17 protein-coding genes are annotated in these 22,020 nt (G+C 54.0%); 16 read left to right on the top strand and 1 reads right to left on the bottom strand.

The window, feature by feature from the left end; genetic code table 11:
• The first annotated feature begins 33 nt into the window (after positions 1-33).
• The 13 genes from ACFFSY_RS33285 (at position 34) to ACFFSY_RS33225 (ending at position 19,074) form a co-directional block, all read left to right on the top strand.
• The gene (locus ACFFSY_RS33285; RefSeq protein WP_377502623.1) at positions 34-804 is read left to right on the top strand and encodes an SDR family NAD(P)-dependent oxidoreductase; all 771 of its coding nucleotides are present in this window, start codon (positions 34-36) and stop codon (positions 802-804) included.
• Positions 801-1,643: an MBL fold metallo-hydrolase gene (locus ACFFSY_RS33280; RefSeq protein WP_377502621.1), complete on the top strand. Its 843-nt coding sequence runs from the start codon at positions 801-803 to the stop codon at positions 1,641-1,643. The genes ACFFSY_RS33285 and ACFFSY_RS33280 overlap by 4 nt, the downstream gene beginning before the upstream one ends.
• 577 nt (positions 1,644-2,220) lie before the next feature.
• On the top strand, positions 2,221-3,144 hold the full coding sequence (cysD, locus tag ACFFSY_RS33275) for a sulfate adenylyltransferase subunit CysD (RefSeq protein ID WP_446686142.1): 924 nt from the start codon (positions 2,221-2,223) through the stop codon (positions 3,142-3,144).
• Position 3,145: 1 nt separating this feature from the next.
• Complete coding sequence (locus ACFFSY_RS33270) at positions 3,146-4,795, top strand: GTP-binding protein (protein WP_377502619.1); 1,650 nt, start codon at positions 3,146-3,148, stop codon at positions 4,793-4,795.
• A gap of 437 nt (positions 4,796-5,232) precedes the next feature.
• Positions 5,233-8,526, top strand: coding sequence for a cadherin-like beta sandwich domain-containing protein (locus ACFFSY_RS33265; protein ID WP_377502617.1), 3,294 nt, complete (start codon positions 5,233-5,235; stop codon positions 8,524-8,526).
• Positions 8,527-8,657: 131 nt separating this feature from the next.
• A complete protein-coding gene (locus ACFFSY_RS33260; RefSeq protein WP_377502615.1) occupies positions 8,658-10,475 on the top strand; it encodes a cache domain-containing sensor histidine kinase in 1,818 nt (605 codons plus the stop codon).
• Positions 10,468-11,559: a response regulator gene (locus ACFFSY_RS33255; protein WP_377502613.1), complete on the top strand. Its 1,092-nt coding sequence runs from the start codon at positions 10,468-10,470 to the stop codon at positions 11,557-11,559. The genes ACFFSY_RS33260 and ACFFSY_RS33255 overlap by 8 nt, the downstream gene beginning before the upstream one ends.
• A gap of 197 nt (positions 11,560-11,756) precedes the next feature.
• Positions 11,757-13,088, top strand: a complete 1,332-nt coding sequence (locus ACFFSY_RS33250) for an ABC transporter substrate-binding protein (protein ID WP_377502612.1) — start codon at positions 11,757-11,759, stop codon at positions 13,086-13,088.
• Between the two features lie 79 nt (positions 13,089-13,167).
• Positions 13,168-14,046 (top strand): carbohydrate ABC transporter permease, encoded by an 879-nt coding sequence (locus ACFFSY_RS33245; protein ID WP_377502610.1) that lies wholly within the window; start codon positions 13,168-13,170, stop codon positions 14,044-14,046.
• Positions 14,047-14,079: 33 nt separating this feature from the next.
• Positions 14,080-14,907, top strand: coding sequence for a carbohydrate ABC transporter permease (locus ACFFSY_RS33240; protein WP_377502608.1), 828 nt, complete (start codon positions 14,080-14,082; stop codon positions 14,905-14,907).
• A gap of 51 nt (positions 14,908-14,958) precedes the next feature.
• Positions 14,959-17,157 carry an alpha-galactosidase gene (locus ACFFSY_RS33235; protein WP_377502606.1) on the top strand — a complete coding sequence of 733 codons (2,199 nt, stop codon included), beginning with the start codon at positions 14,959-14,961 and terminating at the stop codon, positions 17,155-17,157.
• A gap of 289 nt (positions 17,158-17,446) precedes the next feature.
• Complete coding sequence (locus ACFFSY_RS33230; protein WP_377502604.1) at positions 17,447-18,073, top strand: hypothetical protein; 627 nt, start codon at positions 17,447-17,449, stop codon at positions 18,071-18,073.
• A gap of 188 nt (positions 18,074-18,261) precedes the next feature.
• Entirely contained in the window at positions 18,262-19,074 is an 813-nt protein-coding gene (locus ACFFSY_RS33225) for a DUF3888 domain-containing protein (RefSeq protein WP_377502603.1), read from the top strand.
• Here ACFFSY_RS33225 and ACFFSY_RS33220 read toward each other — a convergent pair.
• Complete coding sequence (locus ACFFSY_RS33220) at positions 19,000-19,845, bottom strand: SDR family NAD(P)-dependent oxidoreductase (RefSeq protein WP_377502601.1); 846 nt, start codon at positions 19,843-19,845, stop codon at positions 19,000-19,002. The two genes, ACFFSY_RS33225 and ACFFSY_RS33220, sit on opposite strands and share 75 nt — an antisense overlap.
• A 163-nt stretch (positions 19,846-20,008) precedes the next feature.
• Between ACFFSY_RS33220 and ACFFSY_RS33215 the strand changes: the two genes are divergently transcribed.
• The 3 genes from ACFFSY_RS33215 to ACFFSY_RS33205 all read left to right on the top strand — a co-directional run bounded on the left by ACFFSY_RS33215 (position 20,009) and on the right by ACFFSY_RS33205 (position 21,976).
• Positions 20,009-20,917, top strand: coding sequence for a LysR family transcriptional regulator (locus ACFFSY_RS33215; RefSeq protein WP_377502599.1), 909 nt, complete (start codon positions 20,009-20,011; stop codon positions 20,915-20,917).
• Positions 20,918-20,977: 60 nt separating this feature from the next.
• Positions 20,978-21,256, top strand: a complete 279-nt coding sequence (locus tag ACFFSY_RS33210; RefSeq protein ID WP_377502597.1) for a hypothetical protein — start codon at positions 20,978-20,980, stop codon at positions 21,254-21,256.
• Between the two features lie 78 nt (positions 21,257-21,334).
• On the top strand, positions 21,335-21,976 hold the full coding sequence (locus ACFFSY_RS33205; protein ID WP_377502595.1) for an HAD family hydrolase: 642 nt from the start codon (positions 21,335-21,337) through the stop codon (positions 21,974-21,976).
• Positions 21,977-22,020: the final 44 nt, after the last annotated feature.

The following is a 22,020-nucleotide window of genomic DNA, read 5'->3' as shown; positions in this document are numbered from 1 at the left end:
TTAGCGAGCGTGCAGAGGAAGGTGGCGAGAACCTTGGGAAGCCGGCTTAAAGGCAAGGTCATTGTCATTACAGGAGGCACGCAGGGCATCGGCAAGGGAGTCGCATTGTTGTGTGCTCTAGAAGGTGCTACGATTGTGCTTGGAGGCAGGGATGAACAAGACGGCGCACGTGTTGTCCAGGAGATCAGGGCGTCCCATAACGGAGAGGCGTTGTTCGTCCAAGGAGACATCAGCGGGGAAGAGGCATGCAGGCAGCTGATGGAGTCGACGGTGAACCGGTATGGCCGCATCGACGGACTGGTCAACAACGCGGGCATTTTCCCTAGAGGCACCTTGGTCGATACATCAGAGGCGCTGTTCGACTCGATTTTTGCCGTTAATATGAAAGGCGCCTTCTTCTGTGCGAAGCATGCCATTGCGTTCATGCAGCAATCCGGCGGAGGCTCCATCGTCCATATTGGCTCGACGAACGGCTACAAGGGCTCGAAGGATTTGGCCGCTTATTCCTGCTCGAAGGGAGCCCTGCTGACGTTAAACCGCCACATTGCAGCCCACTATGGCGAAGACCGCATTCGCTCGAACTGGATTACCGTCGGCTGGGTGGCCTCGGAAGGCGAAGTTGAACTCCACCAAAACAACGGCGTTAGCCCAGCGGAGCTGCAGAGGAAAGCAACGTCTCACATTCCTTCCGGCCGCATGCAAACGCCGGAAGATATCGGGTATGGCGCTGTCTATTTATTGTCAGACGAATCGAGCCAAGTGACCGGCACCGAGCTGCACATCAACGGAGGGATAGGATTATGACGAACAAACCGCGCACGCGAATCGGGGAAGCGCTGATCCGGGAGATCGACGAGACGCGCGTACCGCATGGCATGCTGGCGATTTGGTTTCTTGGCCAATGCAGCATCGTCGTGAAAGGAGGGGACACGGTCATTTACATCGATCCGTACTTAAGCCCCTCGCCTTATCGGGTTTTCGAGCCGCCGATTACGCCGGAGCAAATGACGAATGCGCACTATGTATTGATTACCCACGAGCATTCGGATCATATGGACACCGACACGATTGCCGCGTTAGCGAAGACGCATAGCGATACGGTGTATATGGCTCCCGGCTATTGCCTGGAATCGATGCTGCAGCTTGGCGTTCAACCGGACAAGCTAATTGGGGCACGAACGAATGCATGGTGGGATGGTCCGGGTTTCCGGATCAAGCCGCTGCCCGCTGCGCATGAAGAGCTGGAATACGATCCAGAGCTGGACCATCGATACGTTGGTTATGTGATCGAACTGAATGGCGTGACGCTGTACCACGCCGGCGATACGGTTGTCTACCCCGGGCTGATCGAAGCGCTGCAAGCCGAATCGGTCGATCTGGGCATGCTGCCTATCAATGGGCGCGACCCGTTCCGCAATGCGATGAATATTATTGGCAACATGAACTATCGGGAAGCGGCGGAGCTTGCGGTCGCGGCCGGATTCGACACGGTCATTCCGCTCCATTACGATATGTTCGCCGGCAATTCGGAGCACCCGGGTTATTTCGTCGACTATCTGTACGATCGGTATCCGACGCAGAAAAGCCATGTCATGGCGCGATTCGAGCGGTATGTGTACGTGGGTGCCGCGGCGTTGCGTTAGTTGAGAACAAAGCAGACCGCTCGATGACGAGCGGTCTCTTATACATTGTGACCATGGGGGCTAGTGCCTGTACATGATCATTAAAGGATGCATGCCACGAGAAAGATTATAATAAGCCCAATGAAGGGTGATGGACCGTCAAGGCGAGCTGCCTTGACGGTTTTTGTCTAAGGTTCGAAGACGCAGGATAGAGGTAGAACATCAAGGGATCCGACTTGGCCTTTAGGTTCGATCGTTGCGCTTTATGATGAATTGTCGTTTTCCATGCGGCCGTATTGTACATGGTACTTTTTATCTGCATAATGAATGTAATGTAGGTAACTACGACTTTAGCCCAGCGCTGACCGCTGCGTGATCCGAACGCCGCCGTGGTCCTTTCGGTTTCATTCAATGCTTTTTCTTAAAATGGAATTATGTTCAGGCTTACTTCGATGCGGTTTTGGATCCGCTTCGTAATAAATCCAAATCCTCAAAAAACATAAGAAATTGTTTATTCCACTTTGCTTAAAAGTGAAAATCTGATACGATATTGAATATAGTCTATAGATTTAGTAAGGATTAAAGGGAGGCACTTTTCATGGACAAAATGACGCTTGATTCCATAGATGCAACCACACATCTGGATCAACTCGAAGCTGAAGCGATTTACATTATTCGAGAAGTTGCGGCGGAATGCGAAAATCCCGTCATGCTGTACTCGATCGGCAAGGATAGCTCTGTAATGCTGCATTTGGCGCTGAAAGCATTTTATCCGGAGAAGCCGCCGTTTCCTTTCCTGCATATCGATACAACGTGGAAATTCAAAGAGATGATCGAATTCCGCGACCGCAAGGCGAAAGAGTTCGGAATCAAAATGCTAGTTCACTCCAATCAGGAAGGGATCGAGCAAGGGATCAACCCGTTCGATCACGGCTCCTCCTACACGGATATTATGAAAACCCAAGCCCTGAAGCAAGGCTTGGATAAGTACGGATTCACGGCTGCCTTCGGCGGCGGAAGACGCGATGAGGAGAAGTCGCGCGCGAAGGAGCGGATTTTCTCCTTCCGTAATAAGAATCATGCCTGGGATCCGAAGAATCAGCGGCCGGAAATGTGGAAGCTGTTCAACACAAGAATCAATAAAGGCGAAAGCATCCGCGTGTTCCCGATTTCCAACTGGACGGAGAAAGATATCTGGCAATACATTCGCAGAGAGAACATTGATATCGTCCCCCTCTACTTTGCGAAAGAACGGCCTGTCGTCGTTCGCGATGGCCAGATGATTATGGTGGATGACGAGCGGATGAAGCTCCAGCCCGATGAGAAGATCGAGATGAAGAAGATGCGGTTCCGCACATTAGGCTGCTATCCGCTGACCGGCGGCGGCGAATCGGAGGCGGACTCGCTGGATGCGATTATCGAGGAGACGCTCGGCGCGGTATCCTCCGAACGGACAACGCGGGTTATTGACCAGGAAGAAGCGGGAAGCATGGAAAGACGTAAACGGGAGGGCTATTTCTAAGATGAAGAGTCTGCTTAAATTTATTACGTGCGGAAGCGTCGATGACGGCAAATCCACCTTGATCGGACATATGCTGTATGAGGCGAAGCTCTTGTTCGCCGACCAGGAGAGAGCGTTGGAGCTGGATAGCAGGCTGGGCAGCCGCGGCGGCAAAATCGACTATTCCTTGCTTCTTGACGGGCTGCTTGCGGAACGCGAGCAGGGGATTACGATCGATGTGGCGTATCGGTATTTTACGACGGATCACCGTTCGTTCATCGTAGCGGATACGCCGGGGCATGAAGAATATACGCGCAACATGGCCGTGGGCGCATCCTTTGCCGATCTTGCCGTTATTCTGGTGGACGCCACCAAAGGGATTATTACGCAAACGAAGCGCCATACCCGGATTTGCGCCCTCATGGGGATTAAACATCTGGTATTGGCCGTTAATAAAATGGATTTGGTGGATTTCGATACGAAGAAATTCGATGCCATCAAAGAAGAATTCGCTCGCATCACGACGGAATTCCGGTTTGAGAGCATTCAGGTGATTCCGGTTTCGGCAACAGAAGGGGATAATATTACCACGAAATCGCCGAATACGCCTTGGTATGAGGGTCTTCCTTTGCTGCCGTATTTGGAGAATGTCGATGTTCATGCAAGCGACGACGATAAGCCGTTCATGATGCCCATTCAGCGGGTATGCCGGCCGGATCACACGTTCCGCGGATTCCAAGGCCAGATTGAAGCCGGCGGCATCGCGGTCGGCGACGAACTGACCATTCTGCCTAGCCGCGAGAAGGCGAACGTGAAACGAATTCTAGTCACCGATCAAGACCGCAATTCGGCTCATGCGGGACAACCTGTCACGATTCAATTAGATCGCGAAGTCGACGTTTCGCGAGGCTGCGTGTTTACGAAGGACGATCGGATTCAAGAGGCGGACAGCTTCAGCGCCACGATTCTGTGGATGGATGACTCCGTCCTGACGCCGGGCAAAAACGTGCTCGTGAAGGTAGGCACGAAGGTTCTTCCCGGTACGGTGACGGCCATCAATTACAAAATCGATATCAATACAGGCAACACGGTTTCGGCCGACCATCTGGTTAAGAATGAATTGGCGAAATGCGAATTTTCCTTATCGGATGGCATTGTGTTCGACTCGTTCGATCGAAATAAAAGCATCGGCGGCTTTATTCTCATCGATCGCGTAACGAATATGACATCCGCTTGCGGCGTCATTGACGAGGCTCTTCAAAGCGCTGACCAGGTCGTCCGACTGGATACGGAGGTCACCCGTGAGGTTCGTGCCCAGCAAAAAGGACAACAGCCATTGACGATTTGGCTGACGGGTTCTTCGGCATTCGACCATACGGCGCTTGCGAAGGAAGTCGAAAAACGGTTGGTGGCAAGCGGCTATCACACGATGCGGATTGATAACCAATCCGGCGCATCAGTGCGGCAAATCGCGGCTTATGCCACCTTGCTGAACGATGCGGGACTTCTTGCGGTGGTACCGGCCGGTTCTGTGAACGACAACGACCAAGCCGTCGCGCAAGACATCATTGGCCAGGCCTTTTTGCCAATCGAGGTTATAACTAGCTCCTCGATCGAGGAAGCGGCCAAAGATGCCGTGAAGCGTGTTGTAAAAGCTCTCATTCAAGTCTAGTTTCCTGTTGAAATCCGAGAACATAAAACGCCAAAGTCCGAAGGACTTGGTCGACACGCTCAGAGCACTGTGTTAGCGCAGTGCTCTTTTTTTATGCTTCGATTGGACTTTCCGATTGCAGCTTTAGGCGCTGTGGCTGGAGCGCGTTCAATTCATTCCCTGGGAGGATTATCCGCGCTGGAAAGGCTTTTGAGTGTTTCGAGGTTGCGCAGGCGCGTTGATCCGCATGATAGTTTCTGAATTTGGCAAGTATTCTATAACTTTATATGCATAGGAGTGTAGTATAATCGTAATGACTGTTTATCAACAGATTGGTTATAACACCTAGAGGAGCAGAGAAAATGGCGAAAAGTGTAAGACGGTTATCTTTATTTCTACTGTCGGCAATGATGCTGGTAACGGGATTTGCGCAACAAACCTATGCTTATCAGGAGGTCATGATTTCAAACGGGTGGGCGACCGCCTACCATAGCGGCAATATGTACGTGGGCGAGGGCCAGCAAGTAACGAAAATAACGGAGAGCGGGAATAAAGGGTACAGAGAGTTTGTAGCGAACGGCTTTGTCGGTTTTCTTGGCCTTGCCTTCGATTCCGGGTATTTGTATTATTCGATCGAAAATAACGAGAATATCTATCGTATTGCCGAGAGCGATCTAGCGAATGGGGTGCTTAACGTCGCTGAGAATCCCGATAAGGTAACACCTGTCGTCCATATGGGTGTTTATCCCGCAACGGGCAACGCGATGACGGTTTTTGGCATCGACTTCGATTCGCAGGGCAATTTTTATTTCGTATTGTCGAGCTTCAAGGAAATTTACAAGATTAACAAAGCAGATCTGAATAACTTCCCGATCGATATCCATGATACGGAGAAAGTGAAACATCTTGGCACGCTCCCCGACTCGATCCAATCAGCCGGCGATATTGCCTTCGATTCCATGGATAACATGTATTTGCTCGGATGGTTGGACAATGGCTATTATAAAGTGCCGCATGAAGATCTGGCGGATGACCAGATTGACTTTAGTCAAGCAACCAAGCAGGTCGTTGCAGACCGAATGACGGGTATTGCTTTCATGCCGGGGGATAAATTGGCGTATACCCTAGGCGGGAAGACACTGGTCGTCGAAGACCGTGCTCCGGTAGCAAGCAACGTGACGCTGTCGGGCAATACGTCGATCGGGTCCACGCTGACGGCATCGTATACGTATAGCGATTTTGAAGGCGCCCCGGAGACGGCATACTCTTCGTATAATTGGTACCGCGCGGACGATAACGCCGGGACGAACAAACAGGAAATTTTTACGCCTAGCCGAAGTTTGACGTATGTGGTGACGAATCAAGACAAAGGCAAATATATTGGATTCGAAGTGACGCCTAATGCATCGGTAGGAACCCGCACAGGCGCGCCGGCAGCGAGTAATTATGTCGGTCCCGTGCCGCTCCATTCGAGTAATGCCGATCTGGAAAACATCACCTTAAGCACAGGTGCGTTAAGCCCGGTATTCTCCTCGAGCGTGACGGAATATACGGTGCCTGTAAGCTATCCGACGACAAGCGTTACGCTGACTCCGACGCCGGAAGACGCGAACGCTACGATCACCATCAACGGGGAGTCGGCCGCTTCCAAGACGATTAACTTGGACGTAGGGCCTAACCTGGTCACGATTGTCGTAACGGCCGAAGACGGATCGACGCGAACGTATTTGGTTACATTCGATCGGGCTGCGCCTTCCGCCAACGCGGATTTGATCCATTTGGCCATAAGCGAAGGGACGCTATCTCCGGTATTCGAGCGCGAGACGTCAGCCTATTCCGCAAGCGTAGGATATACAATTAGCAACGTGAACGTAACGGCCACGGCTGACGATACCGCATCGACCTTGACGATTGATGGCCGGCCGGCAACGAGCGGCGTTCCGCTCAATGTGCCGCTGGAAGTAGGCGTGAACGCGGTCGACGTCGTCGTTGCCGCGCAAGACGGCAAGACGCGGTCAACGTATACCGTGGAGATTACGCGCGCAGCGCCGCCATCGGCGAATGCGGATTTGATCAATCTCGCGATCAGCGAAGGGACCTTAACCCCTGCGTTCGCGGCAGGCACGCCAACCTACTCGGCAAGCGTTGCGAATGCCGTAGCGAATGTAGATGTAACGCCAACGGTTGCCGATGCCACGGCAACGTTGACCGTCAATGGAACGGCTTCATTAAGCGGACAAGCGGTAAAGATTCCGTTAATGGTTGGTCCTAATCCGATTGTCGTCGTCGTGACCGCTCAGAACGGGACGACGCATACGTATACGGTAACGGTGACGCGAGCTGCAGCCCCTGTTTCGAGCGGCGGCAATTCGCCAGCGCCAACGTCCAATACAGAGGAAGTTACCGTTATCGTCGAGACCGGTCAGCTTGGCGATAGCCAGAATATTTCAACCGCCACGATCCTACGTACGACGGATGAACGAGGACAGAAGTCGGATGATATTACGTTCGGCCATAATAAGGCTATCGAAACCGTAGAGAAGACGTTGCAGTCCAAACAAACAACGGCGCGCATCGTCATTCCGGATGCCAAAGACGAAGTCAAGCAAGTCGATATCAAGATACCAACGGTATCGACGAAAGAACTGACGAATGCGGCGTTGAACCTGGAATTGTATACGGAGAATGTAAGAATCATCGTGCCGTCCTCTTCCATGGAAGACTTGGAGAAGGATTTGTATTTCCGCCTCATTCCGATTAAAGAGAAAGCGAAGCAGCTCGAGGTCGAAGAGCGTGCAAAAGTAGAAAAAGTCGTAAAAGAAGCAGCGGGGGACAAGAAGGTTGAAGTGGTCGCGCGTCCGATGACGATCGAGACGAATTTGACGAGCAGACCTGTGGATTTGATCTTGCCTCTCCGCGATGTGTTGCTCCCAATCGATGCGAAGGCAAAAGAAGCGTTCTTGAACGATCTCGTTATCTTTATTGAACATAGCGACGGAGACCGGGATCTGGTGAAGCCCGAGGTTGTCGAATATAAACCGGGTCAGCTCGGATTGGCATTCGGCGTAACGAAATTCAGCACGTTCACCATCCTGAATATGGAGAACTGGGAACAATACTTGAAGGAACAAGAAGCGAAGAATGCGAAGTCGCACCAAGCGTACGTGGTTGGCTTGCCTGACGGCACGTTCGGACCGGAGAAAAGCGTGACGCGCGCCGAAATCGCGGCACTCTTGGCACGCACGAGTACGGCGTTGGCTAGCAACGGATCCGCAACGAGCTTCCAGGATGTATCGCGCAACTATTGGGCGTCCAATGTGATTCGGCAAGTTACGGGCGCAGGCTGGATGAAGGGGTATACGGACGGTACGTTTGCTCCGGACCAAGCGATTACGAGAGCGGAGATGGCGGCGATTATTTCGCGCTGGCTTCGATTGAGCGGAGCGGATCAGGCGTCTACCCTGTCCGACATCAAGGATAACTGGGCTGCGAGAGACATCGTGCTCGTGGAGAAGGCCGGCTTCATGAAAGGCATGCCTACTGGGGAATTCCAGCCGAATAAGGAGCTTACCCGAGCGGAGACGGTAGCGATATTCAATCGAATCCTCAATCGGGGCCCGCTTTACGGCATCAACACCCCATCGTGGAAGGATGTCTCTGCGCAGCACTGGGCGTTCAGAGAGATTGAGGAAGCTTCGATCCACCACAGCTACAAGATGGATGCGGACGGCAAGGAGCAGATCGTTAAATAATGAAGCAAGGATGCATGATGGCAGCTAGCGGCTGCTGTCATGCATCTTTTTTTTTCGCTCGGAAGCGGCAGTTGTCCATTCCTCCTCCTTCCAGTACAATGAGGAGCATTAACGGTAAGGGAGGGAGCGGCATGCCCATCCGCTGGTTCGCGCCGATAACCGCCTGGTATGCGCGTATTCAGATCAAGCGAAAGGTGATCGTGGCGTATTTGCCGCTGATTATTCTGTCGCTTTTTATTTTGGGGCTGATCTCCAGCCAGCTGTTCAGCCGCTCGATCATCGAACGGACGAAGGAGAATATTCACGATGAATCCGCGCTTATGGTGGCGAAGCTGGATTCGACGATGAATAACATGGAGATCTGCGCGAATTTGCTCGTCACCGACTTGAACCGCCTGTTCGAGGCGTATCCGGCGGCGTCGGAGAGGACCGCGATCGACGACGTGCGGCTGCGCAATCTGCTGCAAAGTCGGCTGTCCATCGACGTGGCGCTATTTCCCGAGGTCGCCGCCGCCGTATTCGTCGAGCCGGACGGGACGGTCCATACCTCGTACAGCGCCGTTAACGACGAGACGCAGATTGCGCGCAACGGCCTTGTGCAGCAGCTGCTGGACGCCGGAAGCTACGGCGAGTCGCATTGGCTGCCGATGGAGCGCCGGAACTATCTGACATCGGATCCGCAGGTGCCCGTGCTGACGCTGGGCAAGGTGTTGTCGGATATTAACACGGGCCGGACGCTGGGCTCGCTGTTCCTGCTGGTGCAAGAGTCGACGATCTCCGGCTTCCTCGGCGGCGGCGACGTGGAGCAGAAGCAGTACTATTTGGTCGACCGCGACATGTCCATCATCGCCAGTCCGAATGCCGCGCTGGTGCTGACCTCGGCCAAGAACCGGCCGGAATACGCACTGCTTCGTCGATCCGAAGCGGCCTCCGAAATCTTGGATCATGGCGGCGAGCGCAACCTCGTGACGGTGAGCAGCTATTCGCCATTGGGCTGGCAGCTGGTCAATCTGACCTCCATCGACTTGTTGACGAAGGACATCCGGAAGAATGGCTGGCTGACCGTGCTCATTGGACTGATCTGCGTCATCGTCACCTGGCTCGCCGCGGACCGGCTCTCCAAATGGATCGTCGGCCCGCTGCTCCAGCTCGTCAAAGCGATGCGCCGCGTGATGGAGGGGGATTTGACCGTCCATGCGCCGATCCGCACGCAGGATGAAGTCGGCCTGCTGGCCAGAGCCTTCAATACGATGGTGCAGCGGATTCAAGAGCTCGTGCTGAAGGTGGAGGAGGAGCAGGCGAGGAAGCGGGAGTATGAGCTGGCGCTCATTACCGCGCAGGTGAAGCCGCATTTTCTGTACAATACGCTGGATACGATCTACGTGCTGAACGACATGGACCGGCACGAGGAGGCCCGGGATACGACCAAGGCGCTGGCCGACTTCTATCGTATGGTATTGAGCAAAGGCAGAGAACTGATTCTGCTTGGCCAGGAGGCGAAGATCACGGCCGACTATTTGGCGATCATGCAGGTCCGTTATAGCGAAGTATTCCGTTACGAGATCCATATTCCCGCCGAGCTGGCCGGCGCGCCGATTCCGAAGCTCTCCCTTCAGCCGCTCGTGGAGAATGCGATCTACCACGGTCTGAAGACGAAGGGGGAGCCGGGATTGATCCGAATCTCGGCCTATTCGGAAGCGGGCAAGGTTGTCGTCGCGGTCGAGGATGACGGCGTGGGCATGGACGATCGGCAGCTTGCCGAAGTGCTGCAGGCACACACGGATGCGGATGGACAGCGTTCGATCGGGCTGTACAGCGTAGAGGAGCGGCTGAAGCTGTATTTCGGGGAAGAATACGGCATGACGATCGCGAGCGAGCCCGGACGGGGGACGCGGGTCGTGCTACAGGTGCCGGCGTTGCGGACGGGAGGAGGGACAAGCGATGTATAGGGTAATGATCGTCGACGACGAGACGTTGTTCCGGGACTATTTGCGCACGAAGATGGACTGGGAGGGTCACGGCTTCCAGGTATGCGGCGAGGCGCGCAACGGGAAGGAAGCGCTGGAGGAAGCGGATCGAATCGCTCCCCATCTGGCACTGGTCGATATTAATATGCCGTTCATGAGCGGGCTCGAGCTAGCCGAGAAGCTGAAGGACAAGTTCGATCGGATGGCCATCGTCTTCGTGACCGGCCATAACGAGTTCGAATATTTGCAGAAGGCGGTGCAGATCGGCGTCCACGACTATTTGCTGAAGCCGTTCAACCGCAAGGAGCTGGCGGCGATGCTCGAGCGGGTCAAGCCTCGGCTGCCGGCGCCCGAGGAATCGGGCGAAGCGGAGCAGGAAGGGGGTTCGGCCGCCAAAGGCGACTACAATGCGGCCGAAGCGCAGGAATCGCTGCTGATGTCTCTTCGCATGAAGGATGGCGAGACCGCCCTGGAGCTGCGCAAGCGGTTGCGGATGCTTCGCGCCTACGAGCTGCAGAGCGACTATGCCTACACAATGCTGATGGGACTCGTCTCGATCGCCGTCTCGTTCGCGGCCGAACGGGGCATCGATCTCGAACGGGCGACGGAGCAGGCGGCCGGCGCCGGCGATCGGCTGCGCGGCATGCGCAGCTGGGAGGAGGCGGAGGCGTGGATCGTGCAGCTGTATCGCCGGCTCATCCAGCTAACGCAGGACGTTCGTCCGACGAAGGCGTCGAACTTGTTCCAGGCGGCCAAGGCCTACATCGAGACGCATTACGCCGATCCCGACTTGTCGGCGGAGCAGGTCGCCGCCGCCGTCTTCGTCGACCCGAGCTATCTGCGCAAGGTGTTCCGTAAGGAGTCCGGCTACTCGGTCGTGGATCATATCACGCATTTGCGGATGAAGCGGGCGAAGGAACTGCTGCTCCAAGGGAACATGCGGCTCGCGGACGTGGCCGCGGCCTCGGGCTACAGCGATCCGAATTACTTCGGCAAAAGCTTCAAGAAGCGCTTCGGCATGACGCCGACGGAATACGAGCAGCTAAAAACGGGCGGACACCGGTGAGACGTCCAGCGCCGTGCAAGGGCAGAGATCAAGAGGAAGCGATCCGCGGCGGATTCGCTTCCTCTTGTTTTTGCGCGCCAGTTGTCCCGTTTTGTACGGATGATGCCCGTTTTGTGCCTTATAGATCGACAAGAATCGGGACTATAATGGGAACAGAAAGGCAGTCAGTCAACCATCCATTATCGAGGGGGATTAGGATGAAATTTCCAAAGCATTATACCTATGGATTAGCTGTACTTATACTTACGACGGGGCTTCTAACGGCTTGTGGTGCAAACGATTCCAATAAGAGCGGCGGCAACAGCGCCGACACCGCGGCCAATGGCGCAAGCGATGCGCAAACCGTGAAGCTGAAGGTGTACGCGCAGCATTTCGACGCGGATACGTCCAAGCCGTTCGACTACGCGGTGGAAGAGCTGAAGAAGGAGATGCCGAACGTCGAGATCGAGCTGGATCCGGCGGTTATGGACGGTTACCAGAAGCTGAAGACGTATGCGGCGACGGGCAACATGCCGGACATCTATTTCACCGACTGGAACACGCTGCAGACGTTCGCCAAGTCGAAGAACGTTGAAGTGCTCGACGATTACGACGTGACGGCGTCGTTCAAAGCGAACATGACCTCCGGCACGGAGTCGCGCTTGGTGGCGCCGGACGGCCATGTGTATGCTTTCCCGGACACCGGCATCGAGTTCCAGCTGCTGTATTATAACAAATCGATCTTCGAGAAGGTCGGCATCGCAACGCCGATCAAGACGGTCGATGAGCTCGCCGAAGCGGCGAAGAAGCTGAAGGCAGCCGGCTACGTGCCGATGTCGATCTTCGCCAAGGAGAAATGGATTCCGCGCGCATTCTACGCCGGCTTCGTGACCCGCGAAGACGCGAAGGGCTTCGGCACGCTGGACGACGCGAGCGTCAAGGAGCTGCCGCAGGCGTTCGTCACGGCTGCGGAACAAGTGAAGAAGCTGCAGAAAGCGGGCTTGTTCGACGTCAATGCGACGAACACCAACTACGACCAGGCCTCGGCGATGTTCTACCAGGAGAAGGCGGCCATGTTCGTCAACGGCCAATGGGAAATCTACAGCTCGCAAGAGAAGCTGGGCGACAAGGTCGACTGGATGTACTGGCCGGCCAAGGACGAGGCGACCTATGAAGCGTCGAAGCTGTACATCAACGGCGCCGGATCGCCGCAAGGCTACGCGGTATCGCCAAGCAGCGAGAACAAGGAGATCGCCGTTCAAGTGGCGAGCATCCTGGCACAGAAATCGGCCGAATACCGGTATTCGCAGCTGGGCAGCCCGATCGTCGCCTCCAAGACGGACAAGCCGATCGCGGGCAGCGTGCCGGCGATGATGGACCGGCTTGCCAAGGAAGTGCTGCCGAACGCCCAAGCGTATTCGACCGCGCTCAACAATACCAAAATCTCGACGTCGCTCGAGGACAACACGCAGAGTCTGTTGATCGATAACTTCACCGTAGAGCAGTTCGCCAGCGAGCTCAATCGCGTCCTGAAGAAGGAACATCCATAAACGTTTCAGGCGTACGAACCCCGGCCAGCTGTGAAGCGCTGCGCCGGGGTTCATTATCAAGAGGAGATGGGGAGCGATCATGAACAAATATTTAAGCAACAAGCTGGCGATTACGCTGTTCCTGCTGCCGGCGCTGCTCGTCTATAGCGTCATTCTCATCTATCCCGTCCTGCAGACCGGTTACCGGAGCTTCTTCGATTGGGACGGATTGAGCGAGGCGACGTTCACGGGACTGGCCAATTACAAGGAACTATTCGCCGATCCGCTGTTGACGACCTCGCTGCGCAACGGGCTTATTTTCGCGGCGGTGCTGGCTGTGTTCCAGATCGGACTGGGCACGATTCTCGCGCTCGTGTGCGCCGATGAGCGCATCCGAGGCCGGAAACTGCTGAAGACCGCGTATTTCATCCCGGTCGTGTTGTCGGTCACGGTCGTGTGCCAGCTGTGGATCGCCGTCTACGATCCGACCAACGGCCTTATTAACCGGCTGTTCGAGCTGCTGCATATTCCGTACCAGCAGAACTGGCTGACATCGCCGACGCAATCGATCATCGCGATCGCGTTCGTCAACGCGTGGCAGTTCATGGGTTATCAGTTCGCGCTCCTGTATGCAGGGGTCAAATCCATTCCCGAGCAATATTTCGAGGCGGCGACGATCGACGGCTGCAGCAAGTGGAAGGCACACTTGCACGTCACGCTGCCTTTGATGCGGGAGACGTACAAGTTTTGCTTTACGATCGCCATTACGTCCGGCCTCGGCGCCTTCGTCCAAATGCTGATCATGACGAGCGGCGGTCCGGGCACGTCCAACTACACGCTCACCTACATGATTTATCGCTATGCCTTCATGGAGAGCGAATACGGCTACGCTTGCGCGGTGTCGGTGCTGCTCGTGGCGATCTCGCTGGTCGCGACCGTTATCATCAACAAGGTGTTCGACCGCGGGCAGACCGACTAGCCGCGAGATGCTTGAATAGGAGGGCAAGGCCAGATGCAGAAATTGAACCGTTTCGTGCTGCAAATTCCGTTGTGGCTCTATTTTATCGTGTCGGTCTATCCGTTGTTCTGGATGATTTCGTATTCGCTCAAGAACAATGAAGAGATCTTCGTCACGAATCCGTTCGGGTTCCCGACCCATTTTCGCTTCGAAAATTATGTGACCGCCTGGTCCCAATTCAATATTCCGCGTTACTTCCTGAACAGCTTCGTCGTCTCGACGATCTCGACGGCGATCATCATCATCCTGGCGCTCATGTTCGCGTTCGCCGTCGCGCGGATGGTATGGCGGTTCAGAGGCGCGGTCCGCACGTATATGATCGTCGGCATGTTCATGCCGCTGCAGGTTATCATGGTGCCGCTGGCGATTCTCGTCCGCGACTTGAATCTGACCAATACGTACGGCGCGCTGATCGTGCCGTACGTGGCGATCGGATTACCGTTCTCGACGATGGTGTTCTACGGCTACATGCGCGGCATTCCGAAGGAAGTCGAAGAAGCCGCCTGCATGGACGGCGCGAATATTTACCGATTGTTTTTCCAAGTGGTCGTGCCGATGGTCATGCCGGCCATCGCGACCGTGGCGATCTTCCAATATTTGAACAACTGGAACGAATTCACGCTCGCCTACATTCTCATTACCGACGAAATGATGAAGACGCTGCCGCTCGGATTGTTGTTCTTCCAAGGCACGTACAGCACCGACTGGGGCGGGATGGGCGCCGTCATGACGATGGCCTCCTTGCCGATGGTTATCCTCTATCTGTTCTTCAGCGAGCAGGTCGAGCGCGCCATGACCGTCGGCTCCGCCGTGAAGGGATAATCGACCTAAGCCGCAGGAATGCCCATGACTACATGATCACAGGAGGCCATTATGCCGATTTATTATAAAGAACAGGAGCAGCTCTTCCTTCTGCAGACGAGCGGCTCCAGCTACATCATCGAGCTTGCCAAAGGGCGCTATCCGGCACATCTGTACTGGGGCCCGAAGCTGTCCGCCGAGCGGTTCGCGAGCCGGCTGCAGACGGTGCGGCGCTGCTCCTTCCATCCGAACTTCATCAACGGCGATGAGACGTTCTCCTTCGATACGCTCCCGCAGGAATTCCCGTCCTACGGCACGGGCGACTACCGGGAGCCGGCGTTCGAGGCGCGGTTCGCCAATGGCAGCACGGTTACGGATTTGCGCTACGGCGGTCATGCGATTACGCCGGGTAAGCCGAAACTGAAAGGGCTGCCTGCGACCTATGTGGAGCGTCCGGAAGAGGCGGATACGCTCGAGCTTACGCTGGTCGACGAGCTTAGCGGCTTGACGGTCGTCCTGCTGTATACGGTCTACAATGAATTGGACGCGGTCGTTCGCTCCGTCCGCTACGAGAATAACGGAGGCGCCGATATCGTATTGAATCGGGCGCTGAGCGCAAGCGTCGATTTCTCGCATGCGGACTTCGACATGCTGCAGCTGTCCGGGGCATGGACGCGGGAGCGCCATCTCGTCAAGCGGCCGCTCGCGCCGGGCATCAACCGGATCGATAGCAAGCGCGGCTCGAGCAGCCATCAGCAGAACCCGTTCCTGGCGCTCCTGTCCCCTCACGCGACCGAAGAGACGGGCGACGCGTACGGCTTCAGCCTCGTCTACAGCGGCAGCTTCCTCGCCCAGGCGGAGGCGGACCAGTTCGGCACGTCGCGGGTGAACATCGGCATCCAGCCGGCGGACTTCAGCTGGCTGCTCGAGCCGGGCGAACGCTTCCAGGCGCCGGAGGTGGTTATGGTCCGCTCGAGCGAAGGGCTCGGCGGCATGTCGCGCACCTATCACCGGCTGTATCGGACCCGCTTGTGCCGGGGAGTCTTCCGCGACGAGGCGCGTCCGATTCTGGTCAACAACTGGGAAGCGACTTACTTCGATTTCAATGCCGATAAAATTCTGGAGATCGCAAAAGCCGGCCGCGAGCTAGGGATCGAGCTGTTCGTGCTCGACGACGGCTGGTTCGGCAAGCGTAACAACGACGACTGCTCGCTCGGCGACTGGGTGGTGGACCGGGCCAAGCTGCCGGATGGTCTGGGCAAGCTGGGAGAGGCGATCACATCGGGCGGCATGCAATTCGGCCTTTGGTTCGAGCCGGAAATGGTATCGCCAGACAGCAACCTGTACCGCAGACATCCGGACTGGTGTCTTCACGTGCCGGGCCGCAGCCGGACGCAGGCGCGTCAGCAGTTGATTCTGGATCTATCCCGCCAAGACGTCTGCAACTATATTGTCGATTCGGTGAGCGAGGTGTTGTATTCGGCACCGATCACCTATGTCAAATGGGATATGAACCGCAACATGACGGAGATCGGCTCGGCGCTCCTGCCGGCGGCGCGCCAGCGCGAGACGGCGCATCGGTATATGCTCGGCCTCTACAATGTCATGGAACGAATCACGTCGCGCTTCCCGCATATTTTGTTCGAGAGCTGCTCGGGCGGCGGTGGCCGGTTCGACCCGGGTATGCTGCACTACATGCCGCAGACGTGGACAAGCGACGATACGGACGCGGTGGAACGGCTCAAAATTCAATACGGCACCTCGATCGTCTACCCGGCGAGCGCCATGGGCGCGCATGTGTCGGCCGTGCCGAATCATCAGGTACACCGGATTACGCCGTTCGAGACGCGCGGCCATGTCGCGATGTCGGGCAATTTCGGCTACGAGCTGGATTTGACGAAGCTGACGGCAGGCGAGAAGGAAGAGGTCAGCCGCCAAGTGGAACAGTACAAAGCGCTGCGCAATCTGATTCAATTCGGCGACTTCTACCGGCTCCTTAGTCCGTTCGAAGGCAATGCCACGGCTTGGATGTTCGTGTCGGAGGACAAGAAGGAGGCGTTCGCGGCGTACTTCCGGGTGCTCGGCGAACCGAACGGACCCATGCGCAGACTGCAATTGCGAGGCCTCGATCCGGATAAGTCGTACGCGCTGGAGCAGGATGGTCAGGTGTATGGCGGCGACGAGCTGAGGCATTATGGGCTGACGATTCCGCAGCTGGAGGGCGACTTCAAGAGCGTGTTGTTCGTACTTCGCGAAGTTGGACAAGCGTAGGCGGATAATGGTTTTTCTCTGAATGAAATTGTAGGTAGCGAACGAAGGAACCTCGAAGGGCTCATGCTCTTCGGGGTTCTTTCTGTTAACGGGGGGCTTGGGAATGAACCGACCGTGGATCTCATGAAGCGCGAATAAATAAGTTCCTGGTGAGCAAAATATGCCAAAATGTTTGCGTCATGGGGATCGTGTAAGCACGTCCAAGCAGCCCGTTGGATTCTTTCATCGTGTATTAAGCTTCGCGCTCTATAATGATTCTAGATGATTGAATGAGGGAGGGGATTGGGATATGAAACATAGCCGCAGCGTATATATTCCGGCTGTCATCGTGGCAGTGGCGAGTCTTGCTTTGATTCTGTATGGCTTCCTCGGCGTGACCCATCAAGGCCCGCCACAACTTGGATCGACCGCAGGTGGACCGCCTGCCGGTATGAGACGAGGCGAGGAAGGAAGCGAGGGCTTATTCAAGACCCTGGGTACCATTGCGGTCTGGTGCGGCGCGGTTAGCTATGCCTGGCTTCGCTTGAAGAGGAAGCGCAGATCGCCGTCTCCGCTCGTGAAGACATTGGTCAAGCTGTTCGACCGGCTGCATCAGCTGGGGGGCTATGCCGCGATCGTGTTGGTCGCGGCCCACGGCATTTATTTCTTGACGCAATCGGTGCTGAAGGACGATACCTATACAGGTATTGCCGCATTTGCGCTTCTGCTGTTCCTGGGTATCTACGGTTTCTTGATTCGGCGGGTGAAGAACAAGCATATGCGGCGAATTCACTTCTTGCTGGCCACTGCGTTTGCCGTTGCCTCCTTTATTCATGCAGGCGGCTCGGCCATTATCGCAGCACTTAGCACCATTGTATTCTGGGGGCTGATTTGGCTGATTGAACGGACGGCGTCCTCATCGGAGCGGACTGCTTAGAGAGGGATTGCGAAGGGGTTCGGGATATGGCGGAATTATGTTTTGCCAGCAGAAGAAGTAAGAATTGGGGCCGCTCCGAGAGGGGGCGGCCTTTCCGCGTTAAGAACATCCATACATGAAGTCCGTGCAGCTGCGAGACTCTCTGGGGGATGGCGACTTGGGCAGTCTAACCTAAGAGGTGATGTTTTTTGAGAAAAGCGTTCCTGTTAGTCTTATTAATATCCGCTATTGCTGCGGCATCGAAGTATTTTGTTGTTTTTGCCGAACCACAAGAATCAATAGAAAAACTCACAAATGATGCCCTTCTTACAACACTTGCTCCAAACATAAATGAGGCCATCATTCACCATTATGGTTATCCCAAACAATTCGCTTTGTATGGGTCCAAAGTATTGGAGATAAAAAGGGAATCTGAAGGCGGGTATTCATTTACGGTAAAGATAGAAGTTACGACTTTTGAACAGGCCCATTCTAATCCTTACGGTACTGAAACAATTACCTTTAATGTTAGTCCCAAAGGGGTTAAGCTTATAAGTTTTGCACACAAAGGCGATGAATGGGAACTCAAGATGGAGAAATTTAAAGATGAAGTCCTTGAAGACATTTTCAAAACCTTTAATTTAGATTTATCTTCTTTTGAAAAGTTTGAGTACCCACAACTAGCGTACCAATCCGAGCAGGGACGATTCAAATCCCTTAATAAAATAAGCGAAGAAATTCAAAAAGACTTAATGAGGGACTATAATCCAGGTACAGGTTATAAGAATTTCATTGCCCCCATTACTTTTGTAAAAGACAACAGGGCATATATCTTATTTAAAAAGGCTGACGGAACAAATTGTATCTATACCGTATCTCACGTTCAAGGAAACTGGCGAGTAATTAAGAAGGAAAGTAAGCAGGGAAAGAAAATGCCACAAGACCTTCTATGGTACATGGCGGCTTATCGGCGTTCCTTGCGCTCCGTTCGAAACAGCTTCCCATGTCTGCCAAGTGGCTAAACGATCAGCATAGACTCCGCGCACCAAGGGCAAGACCCCTGCGCCGACCGCAAACCGCAAAGGCGGGTCCTCGGCGTCTATGATTTGAAGAATCGCTTCGGCCGTCGCATTCGGATCGCCTCGTTCTTCTGTCGATAAACGAACGGACACCCGATTTCGAAGTTCAGCGTAGACTTCCAATCCCTGTGATGTCTTCATGGACAGGGGGCTTCCAAAATCGGTTGCAAAGGCGCCCGGCTCGAGCAACGTGACCTTAATGCCGAAGCTTCTAACCTCTTGAGCGAGGCTATCGTGCAGGGCTTCGACCGCCCATTTGGAAGCGCAATAGAAGCCGATGAGCGGGGCCGCAACAATCCCCATGGCGCTTGAGACGCCGAGAATGTGCCCGCTGCCCTGTCGTCGAAGCAGAGGCAGGGCAGCTTGGATGACACGAAGCATACCAAAGTAATTGGCGTCAAATAGTTCGCGGACGTCGGATTCGTCAGCCTCCTCAGTCGTGCCAACAAGCGTGTAACCGGCATTGTTTAAGACGACGTCCAGCCTGCCGAAATGCGCATGAGCCTGCTGAACGACCTGCTTAACTTGCTGAGAATCTGTTACATCGAGCGTTAAGGGGAGAACAGCGTCTCCAAAACGTTCCTTAAGTTCGGCGAGGCTTTCCGGCGTGCGAGCGGTCGCGGCAACCTTATCCCCGCGAGAGAGAGCGGCCTCCGCCCAAATGCGCCCTAATCCGCGAGAGGCTCCTGTAATGAACCAGACTTTGTTTTCCATCGTATTCTCCTCCAATACAGTTCCTGTGTGTAGGTTTTTTAAAGCTTCTGTTTTCTCTCTCGTTCTTCTCTAATGTTACGGCGTAGCAGCTTGATACGGAATTTCAAATAAGTTAGCATGGTATTAACTAATGGTTTATGCAAAAAAGGAGGGGCCTGCCTGAATGATTGAGCAGCTGAAGACGTTTGTTCAAGTGGCGGAGTCCGGAAGCTTTTCTAAGGCAGCCGAAAAGCTTTTTATTTCTTCGACCGCTGTGATGAAGCAAATGAATTTGTTGGAAAAGCAAACCGGCGTCCCGCTTTTTATCCGTACCAACCACGGTGTCAGCCTCACAAATGCAGGAACAGCTTTTATCAAAGATGCGGAATATATGCTGCAGTATTTTCAAGAATCTCTTATCCGCATCCATCAGTCCGCACAGGACAATCGGCATATGGTTCGGGTGGGTACTTCTATGCTTAATCCCTGTAAGGTTTTGATTGATTTGTGGAATGGAATTAGCGACCTCTACCCTCAATTCGGAATAAACATCGTTCATTTCGAAGATGACGCCCATACACTCCCAACCACTTACCGCATGATTGGCCAATCCCTCGATATCATAGCGGGGCCGTTTCTTACAGATAACTTGAAGGATTACTACCGTGTGCTCGAACTGGGGAGTTACCGCGTTTGCTTTGCCGTATCTCGGCAACATAGGCTGGCTTCAAGAAAAACACTTCTTGTCAACGATTTGTATGGGGAAAGATTGGCTGTGGTGAATGGTGGGAATAATGCCGTCATTCATGACATACGTGATTTCCTGAAAAAGAAACATCCTCAAATACATATTAAGGATGTTCCGCGTCTCTATGATCTGGATGTGTTTAATCGCTGCGAGGAAAGTCATACGGTGATGTTAACATTGGAGTCGTGGGCAGATATTCATCCCTCCTTGGTGACGATCCCTAGTGATTTAGATTTCGCGGTTCCATATGGTTTACTATATCCATTACATCCATCCAAGGAAGTTGGTCAGTTCTTAGACATCATAAAAGAAATGCAAGGTAATGTTTTATCTAAGGTAGAGTGATGTCGAGGCGTGCTGTGTTAAAGACTGTTTTCAGATAATCGACAGGGGATGGACTTAACCATGCGTTTCTATCATTGGCTGATCGGCCTAGTGCTGGCAGTGGCCGTTCCGACGCTCATCTATGCGTTGATGACCGGCCCTGTCTTCTTCGACGTCGTGAAAAGCAGCTTGTTACCGGCTCCAACGGATTTCCAGTATCACGATTCTTATTTCGTCATCATTAATTTTCAATTTTTTATCGTACTTGCGCTGCTAATCTTCCTGCTCTACATCGGGGGAGCGTTCCTAATCGGGCGACGCAGACGGAGGGCAAAGCCGGGGAGACCGTCCAGCGACTAACGTTCAATCCATAGCTGCCTGATGCTTGTCTGACTTATTGGGTCCAATGGTAAGTGATCCGAAAAGGAGAACGAAACAATGAAAAAGTACATTCTCTTCGATCATGATGGTGTTTTGGTTGATACTGAATTCTGGTATTACAAAGCGGGAGAACGCGCGCTGGCTGACATTGGATTTACCTTGGATAAAGATCAATACCTCCGCGATATGACCCAATCATGGGGTACTTGGTCCCAAGCTAGGGCGGCAGGTATTGATGAACAGACCATCAGCAAGCAGCGTGAGGTCCGCAACGACTATTATCAGGAATATCTAAGAACAGAAGCCATAGAGATTGAAGGCGTAGTTGAAACTTTAGCCGAACTGTCAAAGTACGTCCGCATGGCCATCGTGACGACTGCAAAACGTGCGGATTTTCAACTTATTCATGAAAAGCGTCAGATTAGACAATTCATGGAATTCTTCCTTGTTCGCGAAGACTACGAGCACGCCAAGCCGCACCCGGAACCATACTTAACCGGCCTTAAGCGCTTCGGAGCTACTAAAGAAGAGACTCTGGTTGTGGAAGATTCAAACAGAGGGTTGAACTCAGCCGTGGCGGCTGGTATCGACTGTGTTATTGTCCATAACGACTTCACAAAAACACATGATTTCTCACAGGCCAGCTATCGAATCAAGACTCTGATTGAATTAAAAGACATTATTCTGAATGTAACATGAGAGAACATTCGTCACCGTGTCCCGTACTCACTTTTAACAAATAG

Origin of the sequence: Paenibacillus aurantiacus, assembly GCF_042431225.1 — a bacterium.
Lineage (GTDB): Bacteria > Bacillota > Bacilli > Paenibacillales > Paenibacillaceae > Paenibacillus_Z > Paenibacillus_Z aurantiacus.
This window is presented reverse-complemented; position numbering and strand designations above follow the sequence as displayed.